At 69.2% G+C, this 26,936-nt stretch carries 20 protein-coding genes; 10 read left to right on the top strand and 10 right to left on the bottom strand.

Annotation, left to right across the window (positions count from 1 at the left end):
* Nucleotides 1-69: 69 nt before the first annotated feature.
* The 6 genes from ACGFY9_RS47955 to ACGFY9_RS47930 all read right to left on the bottom strand — a co-directional run bounded on the left by ACGFY9_RS47955 (nt 70) and on the right by ACGFY9_RS47930 (nt 7,814).
* A complete protein-coding gene (locus tag ACGFY9_RS47955; RefSeq protein WP_393765332.1) occupies nt 70-3,078 on the bottom strand; it encodes an AAA family ATPase in 3,009 nt (1,002 codons plus the stop codon).
* On the bottom strand, nt 3,078-4,277 hold the full coding sequence (locus ACGFY9_RS47950; protein ID WP_393765330.1) for an exonuclease SbcCD subunit D: 1,200 nt from the start codon (nt 4,275-4,277) through the stop codon (nt 3,078-3,080). The genes ACGFY9_RS47955 and ACGFY9_RS47950 overlap by 1 nt, the downstream gene beginning before the upstream one ends.
* A gap of 295 nt (nt 4,278-4,572) precedes the next feature.
* Nucleotides 4,573-6,033 (bottom strand): UvrD-helicase domain-containing protein, encoded by a 1,461-nt coding sequence (locus ACGFY9_RS47945; RefSeq protein WP_393765328.1) that lies wholly within the window; start codon nt 6,031-6,033, stop codon nt 4,573-4,575.
* The gene (locus tag ACGFY9_RS47940; protein WP_393765326.1) at nt 6,030-6,512 is read right to left on the bottom strand and encodes a hypothetical protein; all 483 of its coding nucleotides are present in this window, start codon (nt 6,510-6,512) and stop codon (nt 6,030-6,032) included. Before ACGFY9_RS47940 ends, ACGFY9_RS47945 begins: the two co-directional genes overlap by 4 nt.
* On the bottom strand, nt 6,509-7,381 hold the full coding sequence (locus tag ACGFY9_RS47935; RefSeq protein WP_393765324.1) for a DUF6083 domain-containing protein: 873 nt from the start codon (nt 7,379-7,381) through the stop codon (nt 6,509-6,511). Before ACGFY9_RS47935 ends, ACGFY9_RS47940 begins: the two co-directional genes overlap by 4 nt.
* A gap of 169 nt (nt 7,382-7,550) precedes the next feature.
* Nucleotides 7,551-7,814: a helix-turn-helix transcriptional regulator gene (locus ACGFY9_RS47930; protein WP_328674909.1), complete on the bottom strand. Its 264-nt coding sequence runs from the start codon at nt 7,812-7,814 to the stop codon at nt 7,551-7,553.
* Between the two features lie 641 nt (nt 7,815-8,455).
* Between ACGFY9_RS47930 and ACGFY9_RS47925 the strand changes: the two genes are divergently transcribed.
* Together ACGFY9_RS47925 and ACGFY9_RS47920 are read left to right on the top strand one after the other, a co-directional pair.
* Complete coding sequence (locus tag ACGFY9_RS47925; RefSeq protein ID WP_393765322.1) at nt 8,456-9,028, top strand: hypothetical protein; 573 nt, start codon at nt 8,456-8,458, stop codon at nt 9,026-9,028.
* A 215-nt stretch (nt 9,029-9,243) separates the two neighbouring features.
* A complete protein-coding gene (locus ACGFY9_RS47920; RefSeq protein ID WP_393765320.1) occupies nt 9,244-9,852 on the top strand; it encodes a hypothetical protein in 609 nt (202 codons plus the stop codon).
* 265 nt (nt 9,853-10,117) lie between these two features.
* On the opposite strand, the gene ACGFY9_RS47915 is transcribed toward ACGFY9_RS47920, so the two are convergent.
* The 4 genes from ACGFY9_RS47915 to ACGFY9_RS47900 all read right to left on the bottom strand — a co-directional run bounded on the left by ACGFY9_RS47915 (nt 10,118) and on the right by ACGFY9_RS47900 (nt 15,300).
* On the bottom strand, nt 10,118-10,840 hold the full coding sequence (locus tag ACGFY9_RS47915) for a helix-turn-helix domain containing protein (protein ID WP_393765319.1): 723 nt from the start codon (nt 10,838-10,840) through the stop codon (nt 10,118-10,120).
* The gene (locus tag ACGFY9_RS47910) at nt 10,840-12,957 is read right to left on the bottom strand and encodes a hypothetical protein (protein WP_393765317.1); all 2,118 of its coding nucleotides are present in this window, start codon (nt 12,955-12,957) and stop codon (nt 10,840-10,842) included. Before ACGFY9_RS47910 ends, ACGFY9_RS47915 begins: the two co-directional genes overlap by 1 nt.
* Entirely contained in the window at nt 12,957-13,574 is a 618-nt protein-coding gene (locus ACGFY9_RS47905) for a helix-turn-helix domain-containing protein (RefSeq protein WP_393765315.1), read from the bottom strand. Before ACGFY9_RS47905 ends, ACGFY9_RS47910 begins: the two co-directional genes overlap by 1 nt.
* A gap of 550 nt (nt 13,575-14,124) precedes the next feature.
* Complete coding sequence (locus ACGFY9_RS47900; protein WP_393765313.1) at nt 14,125-15,300, bottom strand: endonuclease domain-containing protein; 1,176 nt, start codon at nt 15,298-15,300, stop codon at nt 14,125-14,127.
* 627 nt (nt 15,301-15,927) lie between these two features.
* On the opposite strand from ACGFY9_RS47900, the gene ACGFY9_RS47895 reads away from it, so the two are divergent.
* From ACGFY9_RS47895 to ACGFY9_RS47860, 8 genes are all read left to right on the top strand, one after another.
* Nucleotides 15,928-16,959: a hypothetical protein gene (locus ACGFY9_RS47895; protein ID WP_393765311.1), complete on the top strand. Its 1,032-nt coding sequence runs from the start codon at nt 15,928-15,930 to the stop codon at nt 16,957-16,959.
* A 670-nt stretch (nt 16,960-17,629) separates the two neighbouring features.
* Complete coding sequence (locus ACGFY9_RS47890) at nt 17,630-18,340, top strand: TnsA-like heteromeric transposase endonuclease subunit (RefSeq protein WP_393765310.1); 711 nt, start codon at nt 17,630-17,632, stop codon at nt 18,338-18,340.
* Nucleotides 18,337-20,499, top strand: coding sequence for a transposase (locus tag ACGFY9_RS47885; protein WP_393765308.1), 2,163 nt, complete (start codon nt 18,337-18,339; stop codon nt 20,497-20,499). The genes ACGFY9_RS47890 and ACGFY9_RS47885 overlap by 4 nt, the downstream gene beginning before the upstream one ends.
* Nucleotides 20,487-21,587, top strand: a complete 1,101-nt coding sequence (locus ACGFY9_RS47880; protein ID WP_393765306.1) for an AAA family ATPase — start codon at nt 20,487-20,489, stop codon at nt 21,585-21,587. The genes ACGFY9_RS47885 and ACGFY9_RS47880 overlap by 13 nt, the downstream gene beginning before the upstream one ends.
* Before the next feature lie 61 nt (nt 21,588-21,648).
* Nucleotides 21,649-22,779, top strand: coding sequence for a TniQ family protein (locus ACGFY9_RS47875; protein ID WP_393765304.1), 1,131 nt, complete (start codon nt 21,649-21,651; stop codon nt 22,777-22,779).
* 125 nt (nt 22,780-22,904) lie between these two features.
* The gene (locus ACGFY9_RS47870) at nt 22,905-23,213 is read left to right on the top strand and encodes a hypothetical protein (protein WP_393765302.1); all 309 of its coding nucleotides are present in this window, start codon (nt 22,905-22,907) and stop codon (nt 23,211-23,213) included.
* A 192-nt stretch (nt 23,214-23,405) separates the two neighbouring features.
* Nucleotides 23,406-24,104 (top strand): endonuclease domain-containing protein, encoded by a 699-nt coding sequence (locus ACGFY9_RS47865; RefSeq protein WP_393765300.1) that lies wholly within the window; start codon nt 23,406-23,408, stop codon nt 24,102-24,104.
* Nucleotides 24,105-24,825: 721 nt separating this feature from the next.
* Complete coding sequence (locus tag ACGFY9_RS47860; protein ID WP_393765298.1) at nt 24,826-26,724, top strand: Helicase associated domain protein; 1,899 nt, start codon at nt 24,826-24,828, stop codon at nt 26,722-26,724.
* Nucleotides 26,725-26,936 lie beyond the last annotated feature (212 nt).

Genomic DNA, 26,936 nt, shown 5'->3' with positions numbered 1-26,936 from the left:
TACCGCTCCGTGGGGTTGGCTGAGGGTCCAGGGAGGGCAGGGCGGGGCTCTGTCCTCCAGGGGTGCAGGTTATTCGGCTGTTTCGGTCAGGTGGGCGAGAGTGGAGCCAGTCGGGCTTTTCCGGACGTGGAGTCGTTGGGTGATGCGGCGGCGCAGTTCGGGGATGTGGCTGATGACGCCGACGATGCGGTCGTGGGCACGCAGGGAGTCGAGAACGTCGAGGACGTTGTGGAGGGTGTCGTCGTCGAGGGTTCCGAAGCCTTCGTCGATGAAAAGGGTGTCGAGGGGATTGCCGCCGGCTTCGTGGGTGACGACGTCGGCCAGACCGAGGGCGAGGGACAGGGAGGCGAAGAAGGATTCGCCGCCTGAGAGGGTGTCGGTCTTGCGGGGGCGGCCGGTCCAGGAGTCGGTGATTTCCAGGCCGAGGCCAGAGCGGGCGCCGTGGGCGGCTTGTTGGTCGGAGTGGCGCAGGGTGTAGCGGCCTTCGGACATCAGGTGGAGTCGCGTATTGGCAGCGGCAACGACCTGTTCTAGGCGGGCGGCCAGGACATAGGCCTCCAGCTGCATGCGGACCCGGGCGCCCGATGCATTGCCCGTAGCCAGGTCGGCGAGGTGGCGGGCAGTGTTGTGGGCGAGTTCGAGTGCCTCCAGGTGTTCGATGGCTGTGCCCAAGGTGGTGGCGAGTTCGGTGAGTTCGCTCGTGCGGGTCCGGGCGGCGGTGGCAGCCGTCACTGCCTGGGCATGCTGGTCGTCTGCGGCGGCGCGCCGAGAGGCTGCGGCGTTGACGTCGGCGGGCGGCTGGGCGGCTGCGTGTTGGAGGACGGAGTCGTCGATGACGGCTTGGTGGGTGGCGCGTGCTTCACGCCATTGACTGATCTCTTCTTCCAGAGCGTTGAGGTTCTGTTCGCTGAGCAGGGCCTGTTCGGCCGCAGCGAGAGCGTCGAAGCCCTGGGAGGCGGCGGCGTCGGTGGCTTCGCTGGTGCGAGTATGCAGGGCCTGAGTGAGGGTGGCGGCGGCGCGTGATGCCTCGGCTGCCTGCTCGAGGTGGTCGGCGGTGCGGGTGAAGTCGTCGATACGGGCCGCCAAGGTGGGAGCGGTGCCGCGGGCGGTGTCGAGTTTCCTGGTGAGCTCGGCTTGTTGCTGGGACAGGGTTTCGTGGGTGGCGTTGCGGGCGGACAAGCCGGCGGTGGCGGTGCTGTCCTGCTGGGTCATGGCTGTGTGTTCGCGATCCAGTTTGAGGAGTTCGTCTTCGACGATCCCGCGGTCGGCAGCGTGCCTGAGGACGTCGGCAAGCTGACCGGTGAGATGGTCATGTTCGGTCTTGAGAGTGGCCAGCGGAGTGTCACCGGCTTCCCCGGCGGCGCCGGCGGCGTTCTCGCGCAGCTTCTGCAGTTCCGCGGCGACCTCGTCGTGCTTGTCCTGGGCTCGCTGGCGGGCTTCCTCGGCGGTGTGCTCGGCCTCGCGGGTGGGATGTCCGTCGGGAGCCTGGGTGGGAGCCGGGTGAGAGCACGAGCCGCAGACCGGGCAGGGCGCGCCGTCGGTGAGGCCGGCTGCGAGTTCGGCGGCCATGCCCTCGGTGCGTCGGCGGCGGATGTCGATGTGAGCTTGGGCAGCTTGGTCGGTTTCTTGCTGCGCGGCGGTCAGGCGCTGCTCGGCAGTGGTGATCTGCGTGAGGTGGGCGTCGCGGCGCTTGGCGGCTGCCAGGCGGATGCCGAGGGCGTCCAGCTGGGTCTGGCAACCCCTGCTGTCTTCCTCAGCCTGGCGGGCGACTTCCCTGCGACCCTCCAGGACAGCGCGCTGGGTGGTCTCCTGTTCGAGCCAGTCGCGGGCGGTGCGCTGCTGATTGGTGAAGTCTTGCTGCTCAGCGTCGATGCGTTCGAGGTCGGTGGTGAGCTGGCGGAGGGTGTCTTCCTCGGGGAGGAAGGTGTTCAGCACGGCGATGTCGTCGCGCAGCTGTTGTCCGGCCGTGGCGAGGTCGGTGGCCTGAAGCGTGGCGTGTTCGGGGAGCAGCCGGGTGCGGGCGTCGCGTTCGGTGTCCTGGGCTCGGGCATGGTCGGTGCGGGCGGTGGTGACGGCGTGCAGCAGGGGGGCCAGTTGCTGTGCGCGACGGGCCTGTTCACGGCGCCGGGCCAACTCCTGCTGGTGGGGGGTCTGTTCGTTGAGCCGGTCCATGTGCTCGCGGGCTGCGGCGTGAGCAGTCTGCCGCTGGTGCAGTTCGCGGGTGCCGTTCTCCAGCTCTTGGTGGGCGAGCTGGTTCTTTCTTGCAGTCTCGGCGTCGTTGTCGGTTTGAAGGGCATCAGCCTGGCTGGCCTGGGTGAGGTCGTGGGCCCAGGTCAAGGCAGGGCCGGTCAGGGTATGAGGCTCGTCGGGGGTGGGGGCCTCGTGCTGGGACTTCAGATGGGGGCCTGCGGCCTGGTGGATGCGGGAGGCAAGGTGGAGAACCTCGTCGCGGGCGGTGTCGCGGTTCTTCTGGACGGTGCGGCTGTGGTCGTTCAGCCAGCGTTCGATGAAAGCGTAGCGGTCAGTGTGGAAGAGCTTGCCGAGGAGCTCACGGCGCTGGGATGCAGCGGCGTAGAGGAACTTGGTGAACTCGTTCTGGGGCAGGAGGACCACCTGGCAGAACTGGGTCCGGCTCATGCCGAGCAGGTCTTTGATCTCTTTGCCGGCTTCCTGGTGGGACTTGCTGGAGGGCTCCCAGTGGCCCTGGCCGAGGGAGTCGATCGTCCACCGGCTGAGCCGGGTCTCGGCTTTCTGAAGAGTGTCGCCCGTGCCGTTCCTCTTGGGGCGCTTTTGCTGGGGAACGCGGTCGATGAGCAGCCGCCGGCCAGCAATGGTGACCTCGAGGATGACCTGGGTGAGCAGGTTGTCGGGGGCGTGGTGGCTGCGCAGCATCAACTCGCGGTCGACAGGGGGTTCGCCGTACAGGGCGAAGCAGATGGCTGTGAAGAGGGTGGTCTTGCCGGCTCCGGTGTCGCCGTGCAGGAGGAAGAGGCCGTCAGCGGTCAGGGCGTCGAAGTCGGCTGTGTGGGTGCCGGCGAAGGGGCCGAAGGCCTGCAGGGTGAGGCGGTGCAGACGCATCAGACGGTTTCCTTCTGCAGTTCGTTCACGCGGGCGGCGTCGACGGCCTGTTGGAGCAGGGCGTGTTCGTCTGGGGTGGGTGCGGTGCCGCGCAGGTCGGCGATGAAGTCGCAGGCGATGTCGAGTTCACTGCGTCCGTGGAGGCGCTCGGTATAGGTGGGGGTGTCGGTGGCCTGGGCGGGGATGAAGGGACGCTGGTGCTTGAGGCTGAGAGTGTGAGGGAAGCGGCGGCGCAGGCGGGCCATGGCCTCGAAGGGCAGGGCGGCGTCGGTGAGCGTGACCTCGAGCCAGGCGTCCTTCAGGTGTTCATGGGCGGGGTCGGTGAGCAGGTCGTCGATGAGGCCTTCGACGCGTTCCAGGCGGTGGGGCTTCGGGCAGCGCAGCCAGCTGAGAGCGGGAGCCGTACCGGAGGTGGTGAGGTCGACGAGGGTGAGGGACTTGGTGTGGGGTGCCTCGGAGAACGAATAGGCCAGCGGGGAGCCGCTGTAGTGGACTCGGTCGGTGACCTTCTGGGGGCCGTGAAGGTGGCCCAGAGCGACATAGTCGATGCCATCGAAAACATCCGCGCCGACGTGGGCAACCCCGCCGACGCTAAGGTCGCGTTCGCTGTCGGACTCCTCCACGCCCCGATCCTCACTCAGGCCGGACCCGGGAGTGACGAAGGCGTGGGCGATGACCACTGAGCGGGTGCCGGCCGGCTGGTTGTTGGTGAGGTCGGCGTGGATCCTGTCCAGGGCTGCAGTGAGCACCGCGTAGTGGGAGGCGGCGTCCGCCTCCAGCTGGGTGCGGACCATCGACGGCTCGAGGTAGGGGATGCCGTACACGGCGACCGGGCCGTCGGCGTCTTCGAGGAGCACGGGAATGTCGCAAGTGGCCGGGTCGGTCCTCAAGTGGATCCCGGCGCGGGCGAAGAGGCCGGATCCGAGGCCGAGGCGGTGCGCGGAGTCGTGGTTTCCGCTGATCATGATGACTGGCACGTCGAGGTCGGCGAGTTGATGCAAGGCGCGGTTGAACAGGCGTACGGCGTCCAGGCTGGGGATGGCCCGGTCGTAGATGTCGCCTGCCACGAGGATCGCGTCGACGTTCTCACTGCGGGCGGTGTCGATCAGGTGGTTGAGGAAGGCTTCCTGGGCGGGGATCAGGTCTTCTGTGTGGAACCGGCGGCCCAGGTGCCAGTCCGAAGTGTGCAGAAACCGCATGAGCACAGACCGTAACCACAGAGACGGTAGCTACGGGCGGTTTTCCCGATAAACAGGATCGTTGATGTGAGTCTGGGGACGCATGTTGAATGACTTCTTTGCCCATCCCGCCCAGGGCACGGACAGGACGGCGCCCGTCGAATAAAGGCTGGGTCGGTATTCTCCGATGCCAAGCCTAGTGTCGCCGCGGCGCTGACAGAAGCGAACCTCCGTCCTTGAGAGGCTCGGGGCAGAGCCCCTCCCGCCTATAGAACAGAAGCTGTAGCGAGCAATCCCTGGAAAGCCCAGTTCTGTGTCATGGCATTCCGTCCGGATGATCGTGAACCCAGGATAGGCCTCCGAGGTCGAGACGGATGCGGGTGCGGGTGACGGCGACGTAGGCGAGGCGAGCGTCTGCGTCGTCGACGGGGCCGGGTACGGGCCGGCCCTCGGCGTCTTGTTGGTCGGTGTCCTTGGGCGAGGTGAAATCGTCAGCGATTTTCACGCGGGGCCATTCACGGCCTTTGGCCTTGTGGGCGGTCGATACGGTCACCTGGGCGTGCTGTTCGGGCACGAGCCGGGCGACGGCGGCGAGGATGGCGTCAGTGCCGTGGGTATCGACGAGGTCGACCAGAGGTTGCAGGTCTCGGCCGGCGGGGTCGTGGGCGGCGTAGTCCTGCAGTTCGCCCCAGGAGGGGAACAAGAGCAGTTCGGGGTGGGTGGGACGGCGGCCGTCCTTCAGGTCACGGGCGGCCAGAGCTAGGGCGCGCAGGCTGTCTCCTCCCCCGACCAGCGCGACCCTGTATCCGGTGGTCATCAGGTCTATGACGTGGGCCATGGCGCCGACGTTGGTGCGGCACAGCACCGCGTCGGGCCGGGTGAGGGGGCCGAGTTCGGTGGACACGGCGGGGGTGCCGGTCAGGCGGAGGGGGGCGTCGGCCAGGTGCAGCCACCGGTTTGCTTCCGCGGCGAGGAGGGGGCCGAAGCGGAAGGACTGGGAGAGGGCGAGCTGGGTGCCGTCGAAGCCGGTCATGACGTCTTTGGCGCCGCGCCAGTGGTAGATGGCCTGGGCGGAGTCGCCGACCATGACGAGCTGGGCGTGGTCGCGCTGGCTGAGGAAGACCTGTTCGACGACGGGGTTGGTGTCCTGGGCCTCGTCCAAGAGCAGGAAGTCAGTCTGGATGCGCGGCCGGGTGAGAGCCCAGATCTTCAGGTAGTGGTCGTGCTCGAAGCGGACCGCGCCGTCGTCCGGGTGTTGCAGGTCGGCCCAGGCTCTGCGGGCGAACGGAACGATGTGGGCAGCGAGTTGAGCGTGCAGGTCGGTGTGTTCCAGACCGCGTAGTGGGGGCACGTGGTGGCGGGTGATGACTTCGTCCGCGGTGTGGCAGAAGCGGGCGACGGTGCGCAGCGTGGCGTTGGAGAGGGCCTTTTGAGTCACCTCGCGGTCGCCGATGCGAATGGCTTTGGTGATGCCGAGGGCCCGTCCGGTCTGCCAGGCCGGGCGACGCGGCGCGTTCAGGCGACGGGTGTAGCGGTGGCCGACGGCCCCGTAAGCCAAGGCGTGCGCGGTCTTGCACTGGACGGTGTTCGGGAAGCGGGCGCCTGCGGCCTGGGCGACGGGCCGGTTGAAGGCGAAATAGCGGCCTCGACGCCGGGTGGCGTGGGCGAGGAGAGCGAGGGTGGTGGTCTTGCCAGTGCCGGCACCGGCCTGCAGGGCAAGGTGGTCGCCGGCCTGGAAGGCGTCGGCTGCTGCCACCTGCTCGTCGGTCGGCTTCATCGTGTGGGCCTCTCGGGAAGCCGGGTGAGTGCATGCCCGACGGCGGACAGCAGGTGCGCGGGGGTGGTGTGGGCCAGGAGTTCGCGCACCGCCCGGTCGAGGCGGTCGGTCTCCTGGTCTGCGTGCTGGGCCAGGGCTCGGTGCAGGGCCAGTTCCACGAAGCGCTCGGGGCTCTGGTGCGCGCGGCAGGCTTCGGCTGTGAGGGCGGTGTGGGTGGCGGCCGGGAAGTCGATGTTGAGGAGCACCTTGTGGTCGGTGTCCGGGTAGTGCGTGGTGATCACGTCGATGGGCAGCCGTGCCCCGAGCCGGTGGCGTAGTCGGCGGGCGGCCTGGTGAGGGGTCTTGGCGTGGACGAGGGTCATGAGGCGGGTGGTGTCGTGGTTGGCGGCGAGCGACAGTACGCGGGCGGCGCCGCGGAGTTCGGCCTGGGCCAGGGGGCGGGTGAGCACGATTTCCAGGGCGTGGTGCGGCATCGTCATCCCCTCCCCTGTCGGCAGGTCTGGGGCTGGGGCAGTCGGGTGTGGATGTGTGTCGCGTGCAGGAGGGGGTCGAAGGGCTGCCATCCGGCCAGGGCGAGTTCGGCGGCACCGGGGGCTGCGGCGTGTGTGGGGCAGCGTTGGGCGCGCCAGCGCAGTTGTTCGCTGTAGGGGAGCCTGCCGAGGTCGTAGACGGCCATCAGGCCGTCGGGGAGGGCGAGTTGGCCGTGCTGTGTTGTGGCCGGCAGCAGTCTCCAGGTCCCGGTCGGGCCGTTGGGGGCAGGGACGGTGTGGGTGCAGCGGTGGCGGTGGCGGGTTTGGGCTACGCAGCGGAGATCGTTGAGGGGGTGTTCGGCGAGGTAGCGGCAGAGCAGGATCTGTACGACGGGGCGGTCGGGTTCACCGGTGTCGGTATCGGTGGCGGTGGTGGGTTGTGTGCTGGTGGCCGGGGCGGGGGTGAAGTTGCCGGTGTCGATCATGCGGCGGGTGCGGACGGCGAGTTGGCGTCGGATCGCTTCGAGGCCCGGGGCGGTGTTGCAGGTGGGGGTGCGACGGGGGCAGAGCAGGGTGTGCGGGATGCGGCACCAGGCGCTGCCGTCGCCGTGCGGGTGGGCGATGCCGCCGCTCAGGTGCCAGCGGGAGGATTCGGGGACGTCGGCGGCGGCCAGTTCGGCCGGGTGGAGGGCGATGGGCCGCTGGTCGGTGCGCTGGTAGAGGTCGATGCGGTTGCCGCACTGGCGGCAGCAGCGGCTCTGGCCGGCGCGTAGTAGGCGGCTGGGACTGGTGCCGGCCACCCGCAGGGGTCGGGGGCGGCGGGTGACGCGGGGGCTGCCGTCCCAGTGGCGGCCGGCGGGGGTGGGAGTGGGGCACATGGCGAGGACCGTGCCAGGCGACACGCGGCCCGGGGTGCCGCGGCGGCCGGTATGTCATCCGGTCGGCCCAGCCGGAGGAACGGGCGTGCGGGCTAACGGTCTTGTGTTCTATACCTGCTCACCGGTTCGGGTGATTTGCGGCGGGGTCCGTGAAGGGCGCGCCAGCAGGTCAGGAGCCTTGTGCGCCGGGCGGGGTGTGGTCGTCGCAGAGGGGGGCCAGCAGGTGCTCGATGGGTACGTCGAAGGCGTGGGCGAGGGCGTGCCAGGTGGTGACGCTGCCGGTGGTGCGGCCGTGTTCGAGGTCGATGAGGGTGCGGCGGGCCAGGCCGCTGCGCTCGGCGAGTTCGTCGAAGGTCCAGCCGCGTTCGCCCCGCAGGCGCGCCAGCGTGACGCGCAGCGCGGTGAGGTCGGGGTCGGGCGGCAAGATCGTCACTCCACCATCCGACGGTGCAGGACCCTGCCCTGTCAGTGCGGACCTCTGCACTATCTGGCGAGGCGGGAGTGACATTCACAGTGCAGAGATCTGCACTACCGTGCGTTCGTTCCGGCCTCCAACAGCCGGGCACCGACCACCGCGGCAGGAACAGAGGGGAGGACGACCAGCCGATGAGGCTTGCCCGGGCGCATGCGCCAGTGCGGCGCATCTGGACCGTGGAGCTGCGTCCGCAGACAGGCGGCCCGCTGCTGGCCTGCCCTCATCCCCGCTGTGCGGCAGCCACTCCTCTGTCGGCCTCCTCCGCACGGTCCGCCGCGCTGACACACCTGGCTCGTCATGCCCGAGCGGACGTACTGCCCTCGCACCTGCGGACCTGCCAGTGCCGGGCGCGGGGGTGTGTCTGGCACCGTCGCCACCGCGGGTGCGCCGGACCGGTCCTGCTCGCGTTGACCCGGGATCGCAGTGGCCGCACCTGGCGTCTGGCCGACGCCTGCTCCGCCTGTGCCGCGGTGATGAGCGACACGGCCGTCGTACCCGACACGTCGCTCAGGCCCGGGCGCAGATGCCCGGCGTCCCGAGCCCGATCTGCTCCGCCCAGGCCGCTCCACGGGCCGGGTGAGCGCACAAGGGTGCGGGAGATGCTCACCTACCTCGGTGCCGCGCTGCCCCGCTTCACCTCCCCCGCCGCCCGCCTGCTTGCTCTGCAGTGCGCCCTGCGTGCCGACGCCAGCGCTTATGTCCGGCTGCCGGGCGGACTGCTGCGCGGCATGCGGCTGCGCGGCCGCGGGGAACTGTGGGAAGAGCTGGAGCATGCCGGCTGGCTGAGCTGCAGAGCCGGCGGGCATCCGCACATGGAGGCCCAACTACTCGACGCCGCGGTCCTCGCTCAGCGAGCCGGACGCCGTACGCGGGCCCGCGCCGCCCAGTGGGCGCTGAGCCCCGCCCCAAGGGCTTTGCCTGACGGGTGGCCGCCGTCCGTGCGACTGACTGCCCTGGCCGTGGCCTCCTGCACGTCGGACGAGGGAGGCAGGACCGACATGGAAGTACTCGCCCGCCTATGCGGGTACTCACCACACCAGATCGAGGAACTCCTCGACCGGCTGGTCGCCGCGCGCATGCTGGCTTCCTGGCAGTACTGCCGGGAGAGTGACGAAGTCTCCTGGCACGTTCCGTCCCCTGCCGAAGTGGGCCGCACAGATGTGCGGCAGTGATCGCGCTCCCCTCAACCGCCGTGCCGCGCTCGGCGGGAGAGAATGAGACATCACTCGACAGGAACATCCCGCTCCTCTCGTGCATACATGTTTCTAGACTGTCGCGGTCTGCGAACAGCTCAGTTGTCGTGGACGGACACACTCCACAGCTCTTCGCGGGCTCGGCACCTGCTACTTTCACCGCCACAGCCGCACATCGAAGAAAGGCCCATGTCATGTCTGAAAACCGGGCGCCCGCCACCGAACTGACATCGCAGTACAGCGCCCAGGTGGCAGGCGATCTCGATCGCAACACCAAGGAACAGGAACGTATCGCCGCCGAGATCGAGGCACTGCAGGAGCAGTTGAGTGCCCTGCAGCACGACCACAATGTGCTGGTGAGCATGCAGCAGGCGCTCGGCGTCGCAAGCCCGGCCCGGCCGGACACCAGCGCCTCGCAGTCAGCACCTGAGCGGACCTCTGTCACACCCAAGCCAGCCAAGGCCAGGAAGGAAGGCGCCACAGGCGCAAAGAAGACTGCCGCCAAGAAGCCCGCAGCCAAAGCCTCGCCTGCGGCAGCCTCCGCACCGACCCTCGTCGAACTGATCCGTACTCACCTGGTGGAGCAGGACGAGCCGCGCTCCGCTGCAGAAATCTCCTCCGCGCTGGGGCAGGCCCATCCCGAGCGCAACATCAAGACCACCGTCGTGCGCACCACCCTCGAAGGACTCGTGGCCAAGAGCCACGCTCACCGCGCCAAGCAGGGCTCATCCGTTTTCTATACCGCCGCGGCCGCCCCCGAGCCCACTGTGGCCGAGCCGCAGCCGGAGGCACCGGCCAGCTGAACATCCCCCGCCCGGCGCACTCCTCTGTCCCGTAATCCGATGGCCCCGGCGCCGAAGACCCACTGCGCGGGGCTCCGACATACCGCACAGTGCGCGGCTGCGACAGTGCCGAGCAGAGGGGCAACAGGGAAGGCCCTTGGGCCCCTACCTGTGATTTCCGTGCTGCTGCAGTCGGCTGTGCAGCAGGCAGCCGCAGGGCCGTAGTCACTCAGCGGCGGCGGGATGCAGGCGCCTGCGGTCTCGCCGAACCCCCGCCCCTGACACGTCAGCGCGGGCGCCAGGTACGGATCTCCAGGTGGATGATGTGCGCATCCGGGCGGATGCGGCCGGTCTCCACCAGCCATTGATGGACGGCTGCGGTGACGTCTCCGCCCGCGGCATCGACGCGTTGGGCAAAGCCAGCGGCGTCGTGCCCGCCGGTCTGGGAAGAGCCGTAGGAGCGCTCCTCGGTGTGATCGGCGCGCTGGATGACGTCGCGGCGGATGCCGGGTGAGTCGGTGCGGCTGCCGGAGGGGTGCATGTAGCCGGTCTTGGCCAGGCGGACGGTGAAGGCCAGGCGCAGGCCGTGGCGGGCGGCTTCTGCGATCAGGGGGCGCAGACGGGAGGAGCCGGAGGCGATCGCCTGGGCGCCGACGCGGCCGGTGCCGGAGCCGGTGGGGGTGATCAGGACGGCTTTGCTGCGTACCCGGGCTGTGGCACCGGAGGTGGTGGTGCGGCGGGTGATGTGCCGGCTTGCGATGGAGGCGAGGTCGGGGAGGTCGGTGATGCCGCCTGTCTGGACGGCGGCCAGGACCTGGCGCAGGGCGGGGACGAAGGCTGCGCCTTTGTTCTTTGTGTAGAACTGGGACACCAGGGAGGCGTCACGGTTGATGATGCGGGCGATGTCGCGCTTGGTGTAGCCGGCTGACTGCAGTTGGTCGGCCAGCTGGGCGGCCTCGTTCAGCTCGCGTTGCCCGGTGGGACGGTTACGGCGGGGGCGGGGTGGCATCAGGCCTCTCCTGCGCTGGGGGTGAGGGCGGTGCGTCCGGCGTCCCGCAGGGTAAGGAGTTCTGCCTCGGTGGTGGGTGCGGCTACGGGACCGGTGAGGTGGCCCTTGAGGAGGTAGTCGCCGGGCTGATGGTGATGCGGCCAGGCCTGCGGCTGGGTGAGGTAGAGGGCGTCGGTGCGGAAGGCGACGACGCTGCCGGGTTCGGTGTGCAGGGCTCCGGCGTGGACGTTGTCGTCGCGGTGGCGCTGGGTAAGGAGGGCTGCGCGGGCGCCGGACCAGATGGCGGCGGCCCATTCGGGGTGGGCGTTGGGGTCGCGGCTGAAGCCGGTGGGTTTCTGCCAGGTGATCTGTTCGTCGTCGAAGCCGATGATTTCGGCGTCCGGCGGGATGTCGCGCTCCAGGGTGCGGGGGGTGGTGCCGGTGACCATGCGGGGGCGCTGGGCGAAGGAGCCGATGCCGTACAGGAGGATGGCGCGCACCGCGCGGGAGGCGAGGTGGGCGGCGCGGGCCTGCTGGGCGTCGCCCTGGAAGTGGGCCTGGGCGGAGAGGTTGGTCCAGGTCTCTTTGAGTTTCTTGGCCCAGTCGTCGAGGGGTTTGCCGTCCTCCCACAGGATGCCGTCGAGGATTTCGATCTTCCACGGGGTGAGGGGGTTGGTCAGGGCGGTGTGGATTTCGGGGCCGCCGGCCCAGGTGGTGAAGGTCGTGCCCGGGGCTGCCGGGTAGTGCCAGGCGCGGTCGCCCGGTGCGGGGGCGGGCAGGATGCCGACGTGGTTCCAGGTGTCGGGGACGGTGGCCCGCACCTGCCAGTGGCCGCAGCCGTACAGGGCCCGGGTCTGTTCCTTCTCGCTCCAGGAGGCGAAGGTGGCGGCGGTGATCCGGCGGGGGGTGCCGACCGGGGACTTCCAGGTGTGTTTGGCGTAGGCGAAGGTGCGGTCGTACTCGATGAGTTGGGGCAGTTGTTCGGGCACGCGGGGCGGGAGGACGAGTTCGTTGCGTCCCTGGCCGGCGGTGGCGTGCAGCAGGCCGCGCAGTTCCTCGGACAGGACGGGAAAGCCTTCGGCGTGCTGGCCGCGGGTGGGGATGGTGCGGGTCCACAGGTCGCGGCCGGTCTGCGACGGGGAGCCCATGATGACGGCGTCGGTCCAGTGGCGGCGCAGCGCCTGCCACAGCAGTACGAACGCGTCCCGGACGGTGGCCGGGTCGTCGCCGCCGGTGTCGAACCACTCCCCCACCGAGCGGATTTCGACGTGGCTGTCGCCGTTGTCGCGCTGGTAGCGGCCGACGGGGTGGCGGGCGTGGACGAAGTGCCCGGCCATCCGGTCCTTGCCTCGGCCGGTGTCGGTGCGCCAGCCCGGCGTGGGGGCGTTCAGCCAGGCCGCGACCGCATCGCGCAGATACGGGTAGCGGTCGGCGTCACGGTGCCAGGGGTCACCGGCGGTGATGTAGATGCGCTCCGTGCCTTCGGGCAGGTTATGGAAGACGGCGGTCAGAATGGCGGCGACCGAGGTATCGGCCAGGTCGAGGCGGTAGGTCTGACTGCGGTGCACCAGCACGCCCGTGTCCGTGTCCAGGAAGACGGTGGAGCGGGCCTGCTGGGTGAAGTTCGGTGGCGTGGAGAGCAGGTTCGGGGTGTGCGTGAACCAACCGCCGCCTGCTGCCCCGTCGGGGATCGAGGGGAGGGCACGCGGCGCGTCCGGGGCTGCGGGCTTCGCGCGGGCAGGGTCCTCGGCAGGAGCAGCGGGAGGCGGGACAGCGGCGGGCGGTGCCGGCGGGGCGGCGGCCATCGCGGGCGCCCTCGCTCCTGCAGGGGCGGGGGGATGGGGTGAGCTCTTCGTGCCGTCAGCAGCTGGGACGTCCGGCTCGGAGTGGGCCGGGCCGGTCTCGGCCGTGGTGAGGCGGTCGGGGGCCAACGCGGGGGCCAGGGTGACGATGTCGGCCACGCTCAGTCCGGCCGCCGGGGCGATCCGTTCCGCCTTCGCCTTCCCGTACCCGGCCAGCTGTGTGATCTGCCGGTCCCGCTCGGCCTCCAGCTTCGCCAGAGCCGCCTGGGCCTTTTTGATCTCGTCCCGTACGGTGCGCAGTTCAGCGAGGGCTGCGGTGTAGCGCTGTGCGTCCATCAGGCTTCCTTGTCCGGACGGCGGGCGGCGGCGTGTGTGGGGACGTAGGCGATGGCCCCGCCCGAGTGGGAGACCAGCCGGCTGCCTAGCAGCAGATCAGCGAGCATCCGGTCGGCGTGCGAGGAGGCGGTCACGTGATGGACGGGCGTGGCCAGGTCGGTGACGTAGCCCGCCAAGCGCGCGTGAGGAAAGCCGTGGCGGCCCTGGGCGTTCTTCTCCCAGGCCTCCAAACCGGTCAGGACGGCCACCACATAGCCTGACATGGTCACCGGCAGGACTCCGGCGGCCGCCACGCTCTGCGCATCGCACCGCCACCAGCCGCGCAGCGCCTTGAGGATGTCCTCGGGAGTGAGGGAAGCGGCAAAACCGATCCAGTTCCGGTCCGGTTCCTGTACCTGCTTGGCCGCGTCGACCCGCAGGACGGCGATCTCTTGAGCATTCAGCCGGTCCAGCGGGGCATGCCGACGCTGACCGAGTGCCTGGACCACATGGAGCGGAACCATGACGCGCACGCCACGGCGGGACAGGCCCGGCAGTAGTCCGGCGTGCACGAGGCGGCGGAAGGTGGTGATGGCGCAGCCGAGTTCCTGGGCTGCCTGCCCGGTCGTCAGCAGCATCCCGCCCCTCCATGTAAACTCCGATATCTGATTCGGCATGAAGAGTAGCGGAGTCCTGCGGACCCGTCAAAGACCATGCGGCCGGACCCCGCCCATCAAGATCAGCCCTCCTGCCCGCCGTCGACTCCATGACGGAGGCGAACGAAGCAGCCGGTCAGGTCATTGATTCCGCGCAGATGAGAGCGAAGAATCCTCTGGGTAAGCGAATAGGGACGAGGTGGCCGACCCGTCGGTCTGATCCCGCGGCAGACCCACCAGGCCCCTAGAAGGCTCATGGGGGCCGCCCAACGCCTGAAGCTCGGCAAACGCAACGCGGGCAAACTGGTCACCGTCATCGTCGAGGACACCTACTTCCGCATCCTTTACGAGGGCGAGGAACTCGCCGTCAAGCAGCGGAGGAAACCCGGGCCCGATCAAGGGAATCAAGGTCATCTCCAGGCGCGAGGACAGCCAAGCGAAGTCAAGCATCTCTTGAGGCGCTCACCAGTACGTCAAGCGACTACTGACGACGAACCGTCAAGCATCTCCCGAGACCTCACACAGTAGGTCATCAGGTTCCCTCCTCGGCTATCGCACGTGACAGGATGCTCTCGACCTCACTGACGGTGAGTCGTATTCCCGCGTAGCTCTGTCGCTGCCCAGGGCAGCGAACCCTGCACTCGTATCCACCATCGGACTCGGTAACGGACACGCAGCCGTGCATCGGCCAGTCACAGTCCTGAACGCCGTGCTCGTAATGCAGATGGCGGCGCAGCGCGGCAAGCCGGTGATGCGCCGGCAAGGTACGTCTGAGGCGGCAACCGTCGCAGCGCAGCAGATGCTGCACGCTGCCTTTCCGGGCCAGGAAGTCCTTGCCCTGCCCCTCCATGGTGTTGCAGCTGCCGCACAGCGGGCCGCGGATCAGACCGTGCTCATGGCAGTGGTCCCAGACGGCAGCGGGCCGAGGCAGGTCACACACCGCGCACAGGAAGTCTTCGGCCCGCGGCCCCCTTTCCCGAACGCGGGGGTAGGCGACGCCTGCCAGCTCTTGACGGTAACTGCGCAGGCTGGCGGCCGCACAGACGGGGCACAGCACCTTCCAACCGCCAGTCGTCGGCGTACGCCAGGAAGAGCACTTGCTGTGGGTACCGCAGCCACTGCAGGCCTGAACGACAGCGCGCAGCCTCGTCTCGCTCTCCTCCCATCGGTCGAGGATGACCGAGAGAGTGCGGGGGATCAGCCAGGTCTCATCGCTCCACACCAGCGTGGGAATGGGAAGGGTGCAAGCAATGGGGTAGCAGCTCCAGCGCTCAAGCAGGCCAGCCGGAGTAAGCCCGCAGGGCAGAGACCAGCCGGAAGCGTCGCGTCGGCAGAGGGGCGGTCCGCAGGGGCAACCGTTTCCCTGGCGCGCGGCCCTGGCCGCGGCGTGGATCGCGCCAAGGATCAACGCGCGCCAGTTGGCGTCTCCCGGAGCCGTATCTGTCTCGATCCGGCCGCCTGGCCGTGGGTCGATGAGGTCCTCAGGGTCCCAGGGCAGTGCGGCGATCGTGCGTCCCGCGCTGCGGACCTCCGGTTCCATGAACCGCCATTGGTTGGCGTGTTTGTAGGCGCGCACTCCGACATCACCGAAGTGGACGAAATCGTGCTCGGTGAAGCGCTTGCGCATGAAGTGTTCTGGCGCCATCGGGATAGGGCAGTCGACCGTCTCGTCGGTCAGGTACCGCACGGCCAGCTTCTGTCTGATCATCTGTCATCCCTCTATGCCCTGGAGCCCGCCTCGCTGGCCTCCATCGATTCCCTCGCCATCTCGTCGGTGTGCACAGCGTCGGCCGGGCGAGCCTGCCACGGGTAGTGAGCTGGCGGATGATGGCGTATTTGAAGGGCCAGGCCGTGGTAGGCGGCCTTCGCTCCGGCAGGACAAGTGTGCAGTGACGTATGGGTCTGATGTGCCCTGACACAGATGGCGCGTCGAGCACGTCTCGAACTTAAGGCTGGCTCATGCGCGACACGATTCTTTCGGTCATTTGTTCCTATGTGTTGCCCGGACGCAACGCGTGTAGCACGCGGTGGTCCACCGTCTGTCTGTAGTCGACGGGCCCTGGCTGGAAGTCCGGCTCGCTGCTGGTCACCGGCAGGACATTCCGCTCGACTTGGCGTTCGAAATGTCATCAGCGCAGGTTAGAGCGCACTTTTGACGGGCAAGGGTAGGAGCTCTGATCCGCGTCCTTACGCAGGAGAGGGGCACTGTAGAGGCAGGGTCTGACAATGCGTCGGTGCGGCCGGTACGACGGATATGGCGCGAAGTTTCGGCTACCGCCCGGTACCGCAACCAGACGCTGCATGTGCTGCCGGAAAGGTGCGCCAGGATGCGCCTATGAGTCTCACCTCGTCCCTCAAGGAACCGACGTCAGCGATGTCGCAGTTCCTCACCGAGCATCTGCCGGGCGTCGATGATCTGTTATCTGACTACCGCAGGCGCCTGGTCCGTTATCCGGCGCCGGTGAGCCCCGCCGCCGGCATGGGGCAGCGACCGGAGTACCGGATGCTGGGTCACACGATCGACCACCGGCTGCGGATCAGTCTCGGAGCGCCCACCGGCCAGCCGATCAAAGAAGGGATCGTGCGGGCGGCTATCGACGACGACGGCTGGCCGGCTCCTGACGTCATCAGCACGGTGCAGGCAGCGGGCGCGGTGTTACTGAAAGAACTGGACCAGTACGAAAGCAGCGAAGGCCAGCCGCTGGCGTGCGACTCCGAGATGGAGGACCGTCTGGTGCGGCTGTGCCACGTCGCCTCGAGCTTCGAAGCGATCTTCCGCCACGTGGGATGGATACGCGGCAACAGCCTGGGCTCCAGCCGGCCAGGCGCAACGCTGGATGAAATCGTCGATGCCGTACCGCCCTACATCGTCGACGACATCCGCCAGCAGATGAGGTTGGCCGCACATCCCGGCCCCTTCGACGGCCTACGGCAGCTGCCCGCCGTGCAGCGCGTCTGCGGGCCCGTCTTCGACGGCAGCCTCCATGTAGGAGGAGCCGACGCCGACTTCATCCTCCGCGGCCAGTTGATCGACTGTAAAGCCACTATCCGCCCCGAGCGGATGGGCCGCGCTGAGCTCTACCAGCTCGCTGGCTACCTTCTGCTGGACTACAGCGACAGCTACTCCATCGAATCCGTGGGGCTGTATCTGTCCCGCCAGGGCGCCCTCATCGACTGGAACGTCGCGGACTTCCTTGGTTTCATGGGCGCACAGCTCGAGCTGCCCGACCTGCGCGCTGCTTGCCGGTACGCGCTGACCGACGGCGCGGCCGGCACACCCCCACCGCCGGAGGACCAGCGCCGCCCGCTCCCCCGCCCGCGCAACGCACCCCCGGTCCAGGACACCCTCTTTGGCGACCTGCCTTGATCCACTGCGGCTACTCCAGCTGACCCTACGGCAGCCGACAAGCGCAAAGGGCAGCGAGTGGAATGGCTCTTGCCTGCCTCCCGTGAACGCTCATGCCGACGGCCGCTGCGCGACAGGATCTGCTGGGCACCCGGTCCAGGACGAGGAACTCCACGAGAGCTGAATGCCTTGGCGGGCATGCCCCGTCGGGTGACGCGCAAGCTCGCTCACAAACGGTGCTATGCCGTGCGCAGAGCTCATCGTGTCTGATCCTGCCCCAAAGTCCGCGGCCGGTATGCAGCTGAAGGAAGACACCGCTGCGAGTAAAGGCCGCTGGGCGCGGCCTGCAGGCGATCAGGCGGGAATCCTGCTCGGCGTTCCGGACGGCGACAGTGCTCCGATCGGTGATGGCGCTGGAGCCGCTCCGCTTCCGCTTCCGCTTCTTGTAGCCGCGCGCCTTTTTGGTGTGAGCGCGGCGTGCGAGTCACGGCTCGCCGTCGCGGGGCCGACTGGCATCTCCACGGCGTGTGTCCAAAAAAACGCCTGCCCTGCCTTCCAAGCAGTGCATTCCATTCCGATTTCCATGCATACATGAGAGTTGTTCGTGATCCCTCTGTCTTTCGAACCACACCAGCAGGCTGGTCCCCAGCCACCGCTGAGCATCGGCCGTCGCTTCGCCGATCCGGCACACGTGACCGCACGGTTCATCCGCCCGGACGGCACCGAGTACGAACTGCCTTGGCTGGAGACGGCTGGAGAACAGCGGCTGGAAGAGTGCCCGCCAGTACGGCGGTTCCCTGTCTGCAAGGGGCGGCGCTCGGCTCCGGGCTGGTACTGGTCCGCGACCGACAGGTGCCTGGTGCACCATGGGTTCAAGGCCATGCGCACGCAGCTCATGATGCTGGACCACGATCCGGTGGTGACGGCTCTGGCCTGCCGGCCGGTGGAGCTGTCGTGGCACGGCCGGGGCGGCAGGACGGTGTCGCACGCGCCGCACCTGATGGCACGTCTGGCGGATGGCAGCGGACTGCTGGTGGACTGTGCGAGCCGGTTCGGGGTGGGGCGGCGACTGATTTGGCGGGCCGCCCACCTAGAGGGTGCTGCGGCCGCCGCAGGCTGGCACTACCGTCTGATCGGACCGCCACAGCCCGTGGTCGAGGCCAACGTGCGCTGGCTTGCCGGCTACCGGCATCCGCGGTATGCGCAGGACCGGTTGCCGGAGGTGGCCGAGTGTTTCCGGGCTCCGACGGCGCTGGCCGAGGGGGTGCGGCTGCTGGGTGATCCGATCGCCGTGTGGCCGTCGGTGTTCCACGCACTGTGGGTGGGCGTGCTGAGCGTGCCGCTGGAACGCCCGCTGCACGAGCGGACCGTCGCGGTGGCATGCGCGGAGGACGGGCGGTGAGCCGGCCCCTGCTCAGGCCCGGCACCGTCGTGCGCTACGGCAACCGGGAGTGGACCGTCGCGGGTATCGAGGGATCCTCGGCGTCCGGTGCGCGGATCTGGCTCTCCGGGACGGAGAAGAAGGACGGGCAGGACACACTGGCGGTGTTCGGGCTGGCGGAGTTGCTCGGCGATGCGTCGTTCGAGCAGGTAGGGGGTCCGCCGCGTCTGCGAGTACCGCAGATGGGCCTGCTGTCGACGGTGTCCGAAGACGAGCAGTGGCGTGCGTTCGAGCTGGAGCGGCACGTCCGCGAGGTGGAGACGGGGCGTCCCACCCCGGACGGCACAGCATCGCTGAGACCTGAGTACGACCCCGCGTCCACCACCCTGGCCCAGCGTGAGCAGGCGAAGGCCGACGAACTGGCCGCGCAGGGCTGGGCGGACGTGAGCCGGGCGACGGTGCGCAGGTGGCGTGCGCGCTACCACACGGACGGCGTGTGGGGGCTGGCCAAGAAGCGCCACAGCTCGGCGCGGCTGATCCGCGCCGATCCCCGGGTGGTCGAGGCGCTGCGCGCCCTGCTGCCTGTCGAGGCTTCCCGCTCCCGGTCGCGAGGGTGGAAGAAGCGGATGCGCGGGGAGGTGCAGTGGTGGCTGGACGACCACCACGGCGAGCCCGGCCTGCGGACGGTCGAGGCGCCGCCGCAGTCCACGTTCAACAGACTCCTCGACACGGTGGAGGCATCCCTCGGGTTGCAGGGGACGGTGGCGCAGCGGCGTGCCCGCGCCGCCCGTCCGGCCCCGCCGTTCACCCCGACGCTGGCGCTGCGTCCGGGTGAGATCGTGATGCTGGACAGTTCGCCGCTGGACGTGCTGGTGGTCCTGGACGACGGGGTAGTGGGGCGGCTGGAGCTGACCATCGCCGTGGATGTGGCCATGCGCGGTCTGTGGGGGGTGCTGCGGCCGGTGGGGAGCAAGCTGACGGACGTGGCGGTGCTGCTGGCGCAGATGATGACGCCGATGGTGATGCGGCCCGGCTGGTCCGCGGCGCTGTCGATGGCCTCCTCGGTCGTGCCGCACAAGCGACTGACCGGCATCGACGAGCGGCTTAAGGACGCCGCGGCCCGTCCGGTGATCGTGCCCGAGACGGTCGTGGTCGACCAGGGCAAGGTGTTCGTCTCTGCGGCCACCCGGGCCGCGTGCGAGAGCCTGGGGATCTCACTGCAGCCGGTGCCTCCGGCCAACGGACCGGCCAAGGGCCATGTGGAGAGGCCGTTCGGTTCGATCAATTCACTGTTCTGCCAGTGGCTGCCCGGCTACACCGGTTCGAACGTGAGTGAGCGCGGCTCCAAGGTCGAGCAGGAGCCGCTGTGGACCGTGGCCGAACTCCAGGCATTGTGGGAGGAGTTCCTCGTGTACTGGCACCACCGCCCGCACGCGGGGCTTCGGCATCCGCTGATGCCGAAGAAGGCTCTCACCCCGAACCAGATGTGGGCGGCGCTGCTGCCCGTCACCGGGTACGTGCCGGTGCCTTTGTCGGCGGACGACTTCGTGGAGCTGCTGCCGGTGCGCTGGCAGCCGATCACCGATGCCGGTATCCGGTTCGACTACCGCACCTACGACGGCAGTTGTCTCAACGGACACCGCGGGCAGCACTCCGGGGTACGGGCGCAAAAGGGCCTGTGGGAGGTGCACTACAACCCCTACGACCCAGTCCGGATCTGGGTTCGGCTGCCGGAGGGTTTCCGTGAGGTGGCGTGGATCCACGCCACCTCGGTCGCCCTCCCGTTCACGCACCACGTCTGGGAACACATCTGCAAGGTGGCCGAGCGCACCGGTTCGCGTGAGGAACACGAGGCCGAACTGGCCCTGGCCCTGGACGCCTTCCTCAGGCGGGCCGCGGGCAAAGAGAAGCTGTCCAGCGTGGAGCGGCGGGTGATGGCGAAGTCCCGCGCCTCGGAGGCGGTGCCGGTGCCTGCGGGCGAGATCAGCGTGCTGGACGTGCTCGCCCCGTCGTTCGGGCTGGCCGGTGTGTACGCGGCGCCGGATCCCGACGACGAGACCCTGCCGGATGAGGACGACGACGAGGGCATCGCCGGTGACGGGCCGGAGGCCGGCCATGTCTCGGGAGGGTCTCTCATCCTCAGTGACCAGGACCTTGAGGAGGACCAGTGGCTGCCGTAACTGCTGCCGTGGGCGGCGACTTCTCCGACGGCGATGTCACTCCCGGCGCGGTCACGGACTGCGTCCGGTGGCAGGAGTACGTCTGCCGTCTGCGTGTGACCGCTCCTCCGGTGGACGACCCGTCCTGGGACCGTACGAGGCTGCTGGATTACCACTCGGAGTTCGTCACCCTCAAGACGCCTTCCATGGAGCGGGCGAAGGCGGAGCTGAGGGTGACTCTGCTGGTGAACAACCGGCAGTCGAGTACGGCCCGGCGCGGGCTGATCGTGTCCGGGCCGCCGGGGGCGGGAAAGTCGACCACGCTCATGGAACTCGGTCGGTCCTTCGAACTGAGCGAACGGCGCCGCCGGCCAGGCCTGGAGGGCTCCATGCCCGTGCTGTTCGCTTCCGTCCCGCCCACCTACACGCCCAGGAACCTGGCCAAGGTCCTCGCCCGGTTCGCCGGCATTCCCGTCCATGACCGGATGACCGAACACACCATCACCAACGCCGTATGCCACGTCCTGTACGAGCGGGGCACCCGGCTGGTGTTTATCGACGACGTGCACCTGCTCAACACCCGTACCCGGCCCGGCGCCGACACCTCCGACCAGGTCAAAACCCTGATGGAACGAGTACCTGCGACGTTCGTGCTGGCTGGCGTCAACGTGGAGGACTCACCGCTGCTGACCGGGCCCCGCGGCGCCCAACTCGCCGCCCGCTGCAAACTCCTGCGCACTCCCCCGCTTCTCAACGGCACCCCGGAACAGAAGAAGACGTGGCGCACGCTCCTGCGCGACATGGAGGGGGCATTGCGGCTGGCCCGTCACCGGCCCGGAACGCTGCTACGCCACGCCGCCTACATCCATCTCCGCACCGGCGGCGTGATGGCCAGTCTCTCCCTCCTCGTCAGGGAGGCCGCGATCCGCTCCATCCTGGACGGAAGCCTCGCAATCACGAAGAAACAGCTGTCGCAGGTGCTCCTCGACGTCCAGGCCACGAACGCAGCGCGCGCCACCCTGCGGCAACGCCCCGGCAGCTCACCGGCGCGGCGGAAGGCCCCAGGCCTCCCGCCGCGGGCCCCCTTCCCCTCTCCGACGGGGCGCTGAGCCACGACCGCGCCCCTACCTCGCCCTGCCCTCAACACGCCCACGTGCAAAGGACGATGCCGTGCAAGCCTCCGCCTCCCCGCTTGTTCGTATCCCGCCCGTAGCAAGGGAACTGACGGGTTCCTGGTTCCGGAGGATGGCCGCCCCTTACGGCCTGCCCGCGCAGGACTTGCTGCGGGGCATCCTGAGCGGCACGCACCGGGTGCAGGTGACAGGCACCCCGGGCACCGGCCTGGAACTGTTCCTCAACACACCCGCACGAACGGCCCTGGCCCACTCCACCGGTCTTCCCCTGCCCCGGCTCACCCGCCTGCTGCCCGCTCTCGCCGCCCCGCACGAACGGCTCGCGGACGACGAGAACCCTCGGGCGGCCTGGTACATGCCGGGCGAGGCATGGGTGGGAACCTGTCCTGCATGTACCGGGCGGGCCTGGCGGCCCGGACAGCCGGTACTGGTGTACCCGGGAACGGCCGGGCACGTCTGCCGACGTCACCGGCGCTGGCTCCTCGCGCATCCCGAGAGGCCGGCGAGCATTCCGCTGGAGACCCTGCCCGAGGTTCTCACCGCTCACCGACACCACTCCGCTCTCGCACGAGCCCGTCCGGATGCGGCAGACGTGGTGGCCCTCGCCGCGGCGGTGGTGTGGTCGTGGCAAGTACAAGGCTGGCGATCCGAGACGGTCTGGCAGAACCGTGTACGGCGGCTGGCCGCGGTCACGGGATCCATGCCGGCAGCCGTGGTGCCGCATGCGCTGGTGTCCTACCCGGAGACGATCGCCGTGGCCCGGCTGCTCGGCGCTCCGCGCTGGCAGCAGCGGCTGCGCGAGACCGCCGCAGCCCAAGGGGCAGGCGCCGCAATGGAATTGCTGCTCGGGGAAATCAGCCGCCGGGCCGGCAGGCCGTGGCTCGCGGACTGGCTGATCGCCTACACCCGCACCAGGCCCAGGACGGCCGCACAAACCGATCCCCTCGATCGGTGGCTGCGCCGGCTCACCGCTGCGGACCGCCTCGAAAGCAACGGCTTGTGGACGGTGCACCGGGCGGCTGTACGGCCCACCGAGTACAGCGACCGCATCGGCTTCCTCACCGACCGCCGTCCCCGCAGCATCTGCGAAGAGGCCGGGGCAGCCTTCCTGACCGGTGGCTGGGAACCCGTGCCCTCGCCGCGGCCCGGGCCAGCGCCGTGCCCGTGACATCTGCCGCCCCAGTCCCCGGCTCCCCCACCAGCCAACTCCGCCCCGGCCGTATCTCGTCGGCGTCCGCAGGCCGCCACACACCCCGTCCACTCATCCCTCGCACACGAAGGAGAGACATACCCATGGCATCGATCAGTCCGGAGTACGCCAACCAGTTACTGGCGGAACTCACCGAGGGCTGTCCCGTCCCCGCGGCGCCCGCCTCGCTGTCCCGCTACACCTTCCAGATCAGCAACCACGTCCTCATCGGAGACACCGCCGTGCGCGGCTACAAGTACAAGGGCCGGTGGCGGCTGGACGATCGGGACATCCGCGCGGCCGGCGACCGACTCGCCTCGCTCCCTTTCGATCCCGACGACCTGGTCGACGCCCGTCTCTCGTCCACCGAGCACAACCAGACGTGGCGCTCACAGATCCACCGCTGGTTCTAGCACATCTCCTACCAGGACCAGAGCGCGAACGGCTGCCGCTGCGAAGGACAGCAGCCGTGCAGCGGCACCCGGCCCAACCGCTACGGGCTGGGGTGCGGAGCGACCTTCGAGCAGGTCAAAGAACGCTACAGCCGTTCACCCATCGCTTGTACCAGCCCGCTGCCGCTGCTGACGCGGTCCGGCACCACCTGGATGATCCCGCGCGCCTACGCTGCCCTCCTCGACCGCGCGGACCAGATCGCCGCCGAGTGCGTCGAACAGGCCACCCGATGCAGCCGCTGCAACGCCACCGGTGACGTCTGGAAGTGGCGCACGTCCAGCAACAGCGGCTACACCACCCTGTGCCCCGCGTGCGCCGCCTCCGTCGCCCGCCCTTACAAGGACCACCTGCGCGGTCGGCTGTATGCGTCGCTGCTGAAGAACTCGCAGCCGGAGGCGTTCTTGTGCCGGTTGTGCCCCAGTCCTCGGCAGGCCGTGTACTGGGACCACTGCCACGCGCACGGATTCGTGCGCGGACCGGTGTGTGCCAGCTGCAACACCTACGAAGGCGGCGGCTACAGATTCATCCACAGGCCGGGTGCGGTCCGCCATCTCCTGCTGTGCGACGGCTGCCGCCGCGACAGGACCGTGCCGCCGCGCCACCAGCCCGACATCGTGCTGCAGACGTTCGTGCCCGACCCTCACGGCCCATGTACGAAGCAGTCCTACTCCGCGTGGGGTGCGATTCAGGAAGACGGATCGATCCGTTTCCGGATGCGCTGCTGGCAGTGCACATCTACCCCCGAGTGGGAACAGGTCGTACCGGCCGCACAGGTCAGACAGCTGGTACGGGAGTTCGTCGACAAGGCCCTGGAGGCCGGTGCCGACGACCCCGGCCAGGAACCCGCCTGACGGCCCGTCGCCTCATCGCTTCTGTTCCTGAACTTCATTCCCCGAGTCCGCCCGTGGGCCGGGCGCCTGGCAGAACGCAGCACAGACCCCGCCTTCTGCCGGGCATCAACGAAACGCGACACGTCATGGCTTGCACACTTCGAACCCGACCGCCGAGTGGGCGAGAGAAGCCCCGGGTTCCTCTCGCCAGCTTGGCCAGGGTGACCTGGCAGTCCGGTTGCACGGTCCCACCGGAGCAAAAGGCGATCCCATGGAGGCGGTCTTGCGGGTGACACCTGTTCAGGGGGAAACCACATGGTCTTTTCTGCACCGGGTGGCGGCTGGCTACCGGCTGCAGGTGACCGACCTGACGACATGGTGGCAGTGGGCGAACTCCATGCCCCGAAGACGTGATGTACGTCCGGACGGCGAGGTGTTCCTCGACGAGGTGGCACAGGGGCAGCTGGCCGGGTGGTGTCGCGTGCCAGCGGGGCATCTAGCGCAGGCGTTGCCGTCCTGGGCGGCCGGGCCTGCGGTGTTGGCCAGTAGTAGTGGGGATGGGCAGGGGTGGGCGAGGTGGCGGGCGGGAGCTTCGGAGTGGGGACCGGTGGTGTTCGGCTGCCGGCTGTGCGCGGCTCGGCGGGGCAGTGGTGGAGGGCGGGTGTGGGCGTACCGGCGGCAGTGGCGGCGGTTGTGTGCGCGGCATGGCCGGTGGCTGCTGGATGTGGGTGAGGGGCATTCGGTGGAGTTTGTCGATGTCGGGGATTGGGGGGTGGAGCTGGCCCGGGCGCAGCGTCATTGGGACCGGGTGGCGCAGGCTGGGGCCATGGTTGGCGCGGCGCAGCGTGAAGTGTTCGGGCTGGCACGTGCAGTGGTGTGCGGGTGGTGGGGACGGACGGAGTTCTGGGAGCGGGATGCGGTGTGGGAGCCACGTGTGCAGCAGGTGGTTAAGGCTACGAGCCGGTGGTGTCCGGATCCGGTGGGCTGGGGCGTTGAGCAGTGGCGGCTGCTGGTACGGGACATGGTGGTGTTCCCGGAGGTCGTCGCGGTCGCGGAAGCTCTGGTAGATCCGCGGATGCAGCAGCTGGCTGCCGGAAGCGGTGCGGGTGCCCTGGTGCGCGGCCGGGGTGGCGGTGAGCGGTTTACTGCCGCGTTGGGCGAGCGTCTGGGACGGGTGTGGCTGGGCGAACTGGAAGCGGACGGCCATGGCGGCCCGTTGGCGTCCTGGGCTCGCGCGGCGGTACGCGAGCAGCGCCGTCCGGCGGGATCGCCGCCGCAGCAGGGGCGGTATGGGCTGTGGTGGGTACACAGCGCGCACCGGCCGGCGGAAGTAGGAACGGGGCTGCGCCGGCTGTCAGACCCTCTGGGCGCAGGCCCAGGCGCCCGTGAGGGTTCGGGTGCAGCAGGACGTGGCGGACCGGCGGCTCGAGGGTGGCGAGTGGAGTTGGCGGTGCCGCGGCGGGCCGAGAACGGCCGGGGCCTGGAACAGCGGCATGCACAGTTGTTCGCCCAAGGACTTGAGCAGGCCCGTCTTCATGTGGAGCGGTTCGGGCATCTGGCCATCGCGCACACCGACGACGGGGCGCGGGAAGGGTTCGATCTGGGGCGGTGGCTAGCCAACCGGCGTACCGACGCGACGTCACTGACCGTGGAACAGACGGAACAGCTTCGACGCCTGGATGCATGGTGGAACCCGCCCTGGCCCGCCGACTGGCAGCGTGCCTGGTACCGCGCACGCGCCCATGTGCACGAGCAGGGGCCGGTGCACGGCGGCGACAACCTGGCCGGGCTGCCCGGCTGGCTTCAGCGGTGGCTGCGCCACCAGATCGCCAGCTATGGGCAGTTACATGATGGCCAGCGGGCGCTGCTGGCTGAGATCGGGTTGTCCACGGGCGAGGTCGAGCTGTTCCACACGTGGTCCGGGCGGCGGCGTCCGGTCGCCGATGGCCTGGCTGTCGCTCATGCCTACACTGCTCGCCACGGCCACCTCGCCGTGTCTCAGCCCACCGTCGTTGACGGTTTCGCGCTGGGGACCTGGCTCAGAAATCAACGCCAGCGGCAGCGCAGCCTCGGCCGGCTCACCCGGCTGGGACACCGCCTGACGGACCTCGATGCATGGTGGAACCCGCCCTGGCCGGTGGCCTGGCAACGCATGTGGTGGGCCTCCCGCTACCACATGACCGGGCTCCCGGACGGTGTTGAGTGGTGGCCCGACGCCCCGAACGACGAGCACGCCGCCACCTGGCTGCGCGAGCAAAGTGCACAAGGGGCACTGCTGTTGTCACAGCAGCGGCGTCTGATCGATGAGCTGCTGCCGCCGACCGGTGGGGTACCGGTGGGGCAGCCGCGGATCAGCAACGTCGCCTGGCAGACGCTTTCCGGGCTGCTGCCCGCGCGGTCGCACACCGGGGGCCGTCCCCGCAGCGAACGGCAGATCCTGGAAGCCATCGTCCACATCGCCTGCACCGAACAGCCGTGGACACGACTTCCCCCAGCCCTGGGCCCCTTCCAGGCCTGCTGGCGCCGCTTCCTTCGCTGGCGCGACGACGGCACCCTCAAACGAATCTGCCGCGCTGTCCTGCCTGAAGGGGACGCCATCTGGCAGCAACGGCTGGCCGCCTACATCGACACGTCTGCCTGAAGAGATCCGTAACCGCGTGGACCAAGAGCGTGGTGCGCATCTGATGGCGAGGTGTTCCTCAATACGGTGCGGTCAGAGCATCTGGCGCGAGCGTTGGCGGGCGGCCGGGCCGGCGGCCACCCGCGGGCGATGGGGGGCCACCCCGCTGGGGCGGGGGTGTGCCTGGGGGGGGGGGGGGTTGCGGGGCGGGGGGGGGTGGGGTGGGGGGTGGG

It is taken from the genome of Streptomyces sp. NPDC048504, assembly GCF_043200035.1.
In the GTDB taxonomy this organism is placed as follows: Bacteria; Actinomycetota; Actinomycetes; order Streptomycetales; family Streptomycetaceae; genus Streptomyces.
Note: the sequence above shows the minus strand (reverse complement) of the source record. Positions and strands in the feature narration are given on the sequence as shown.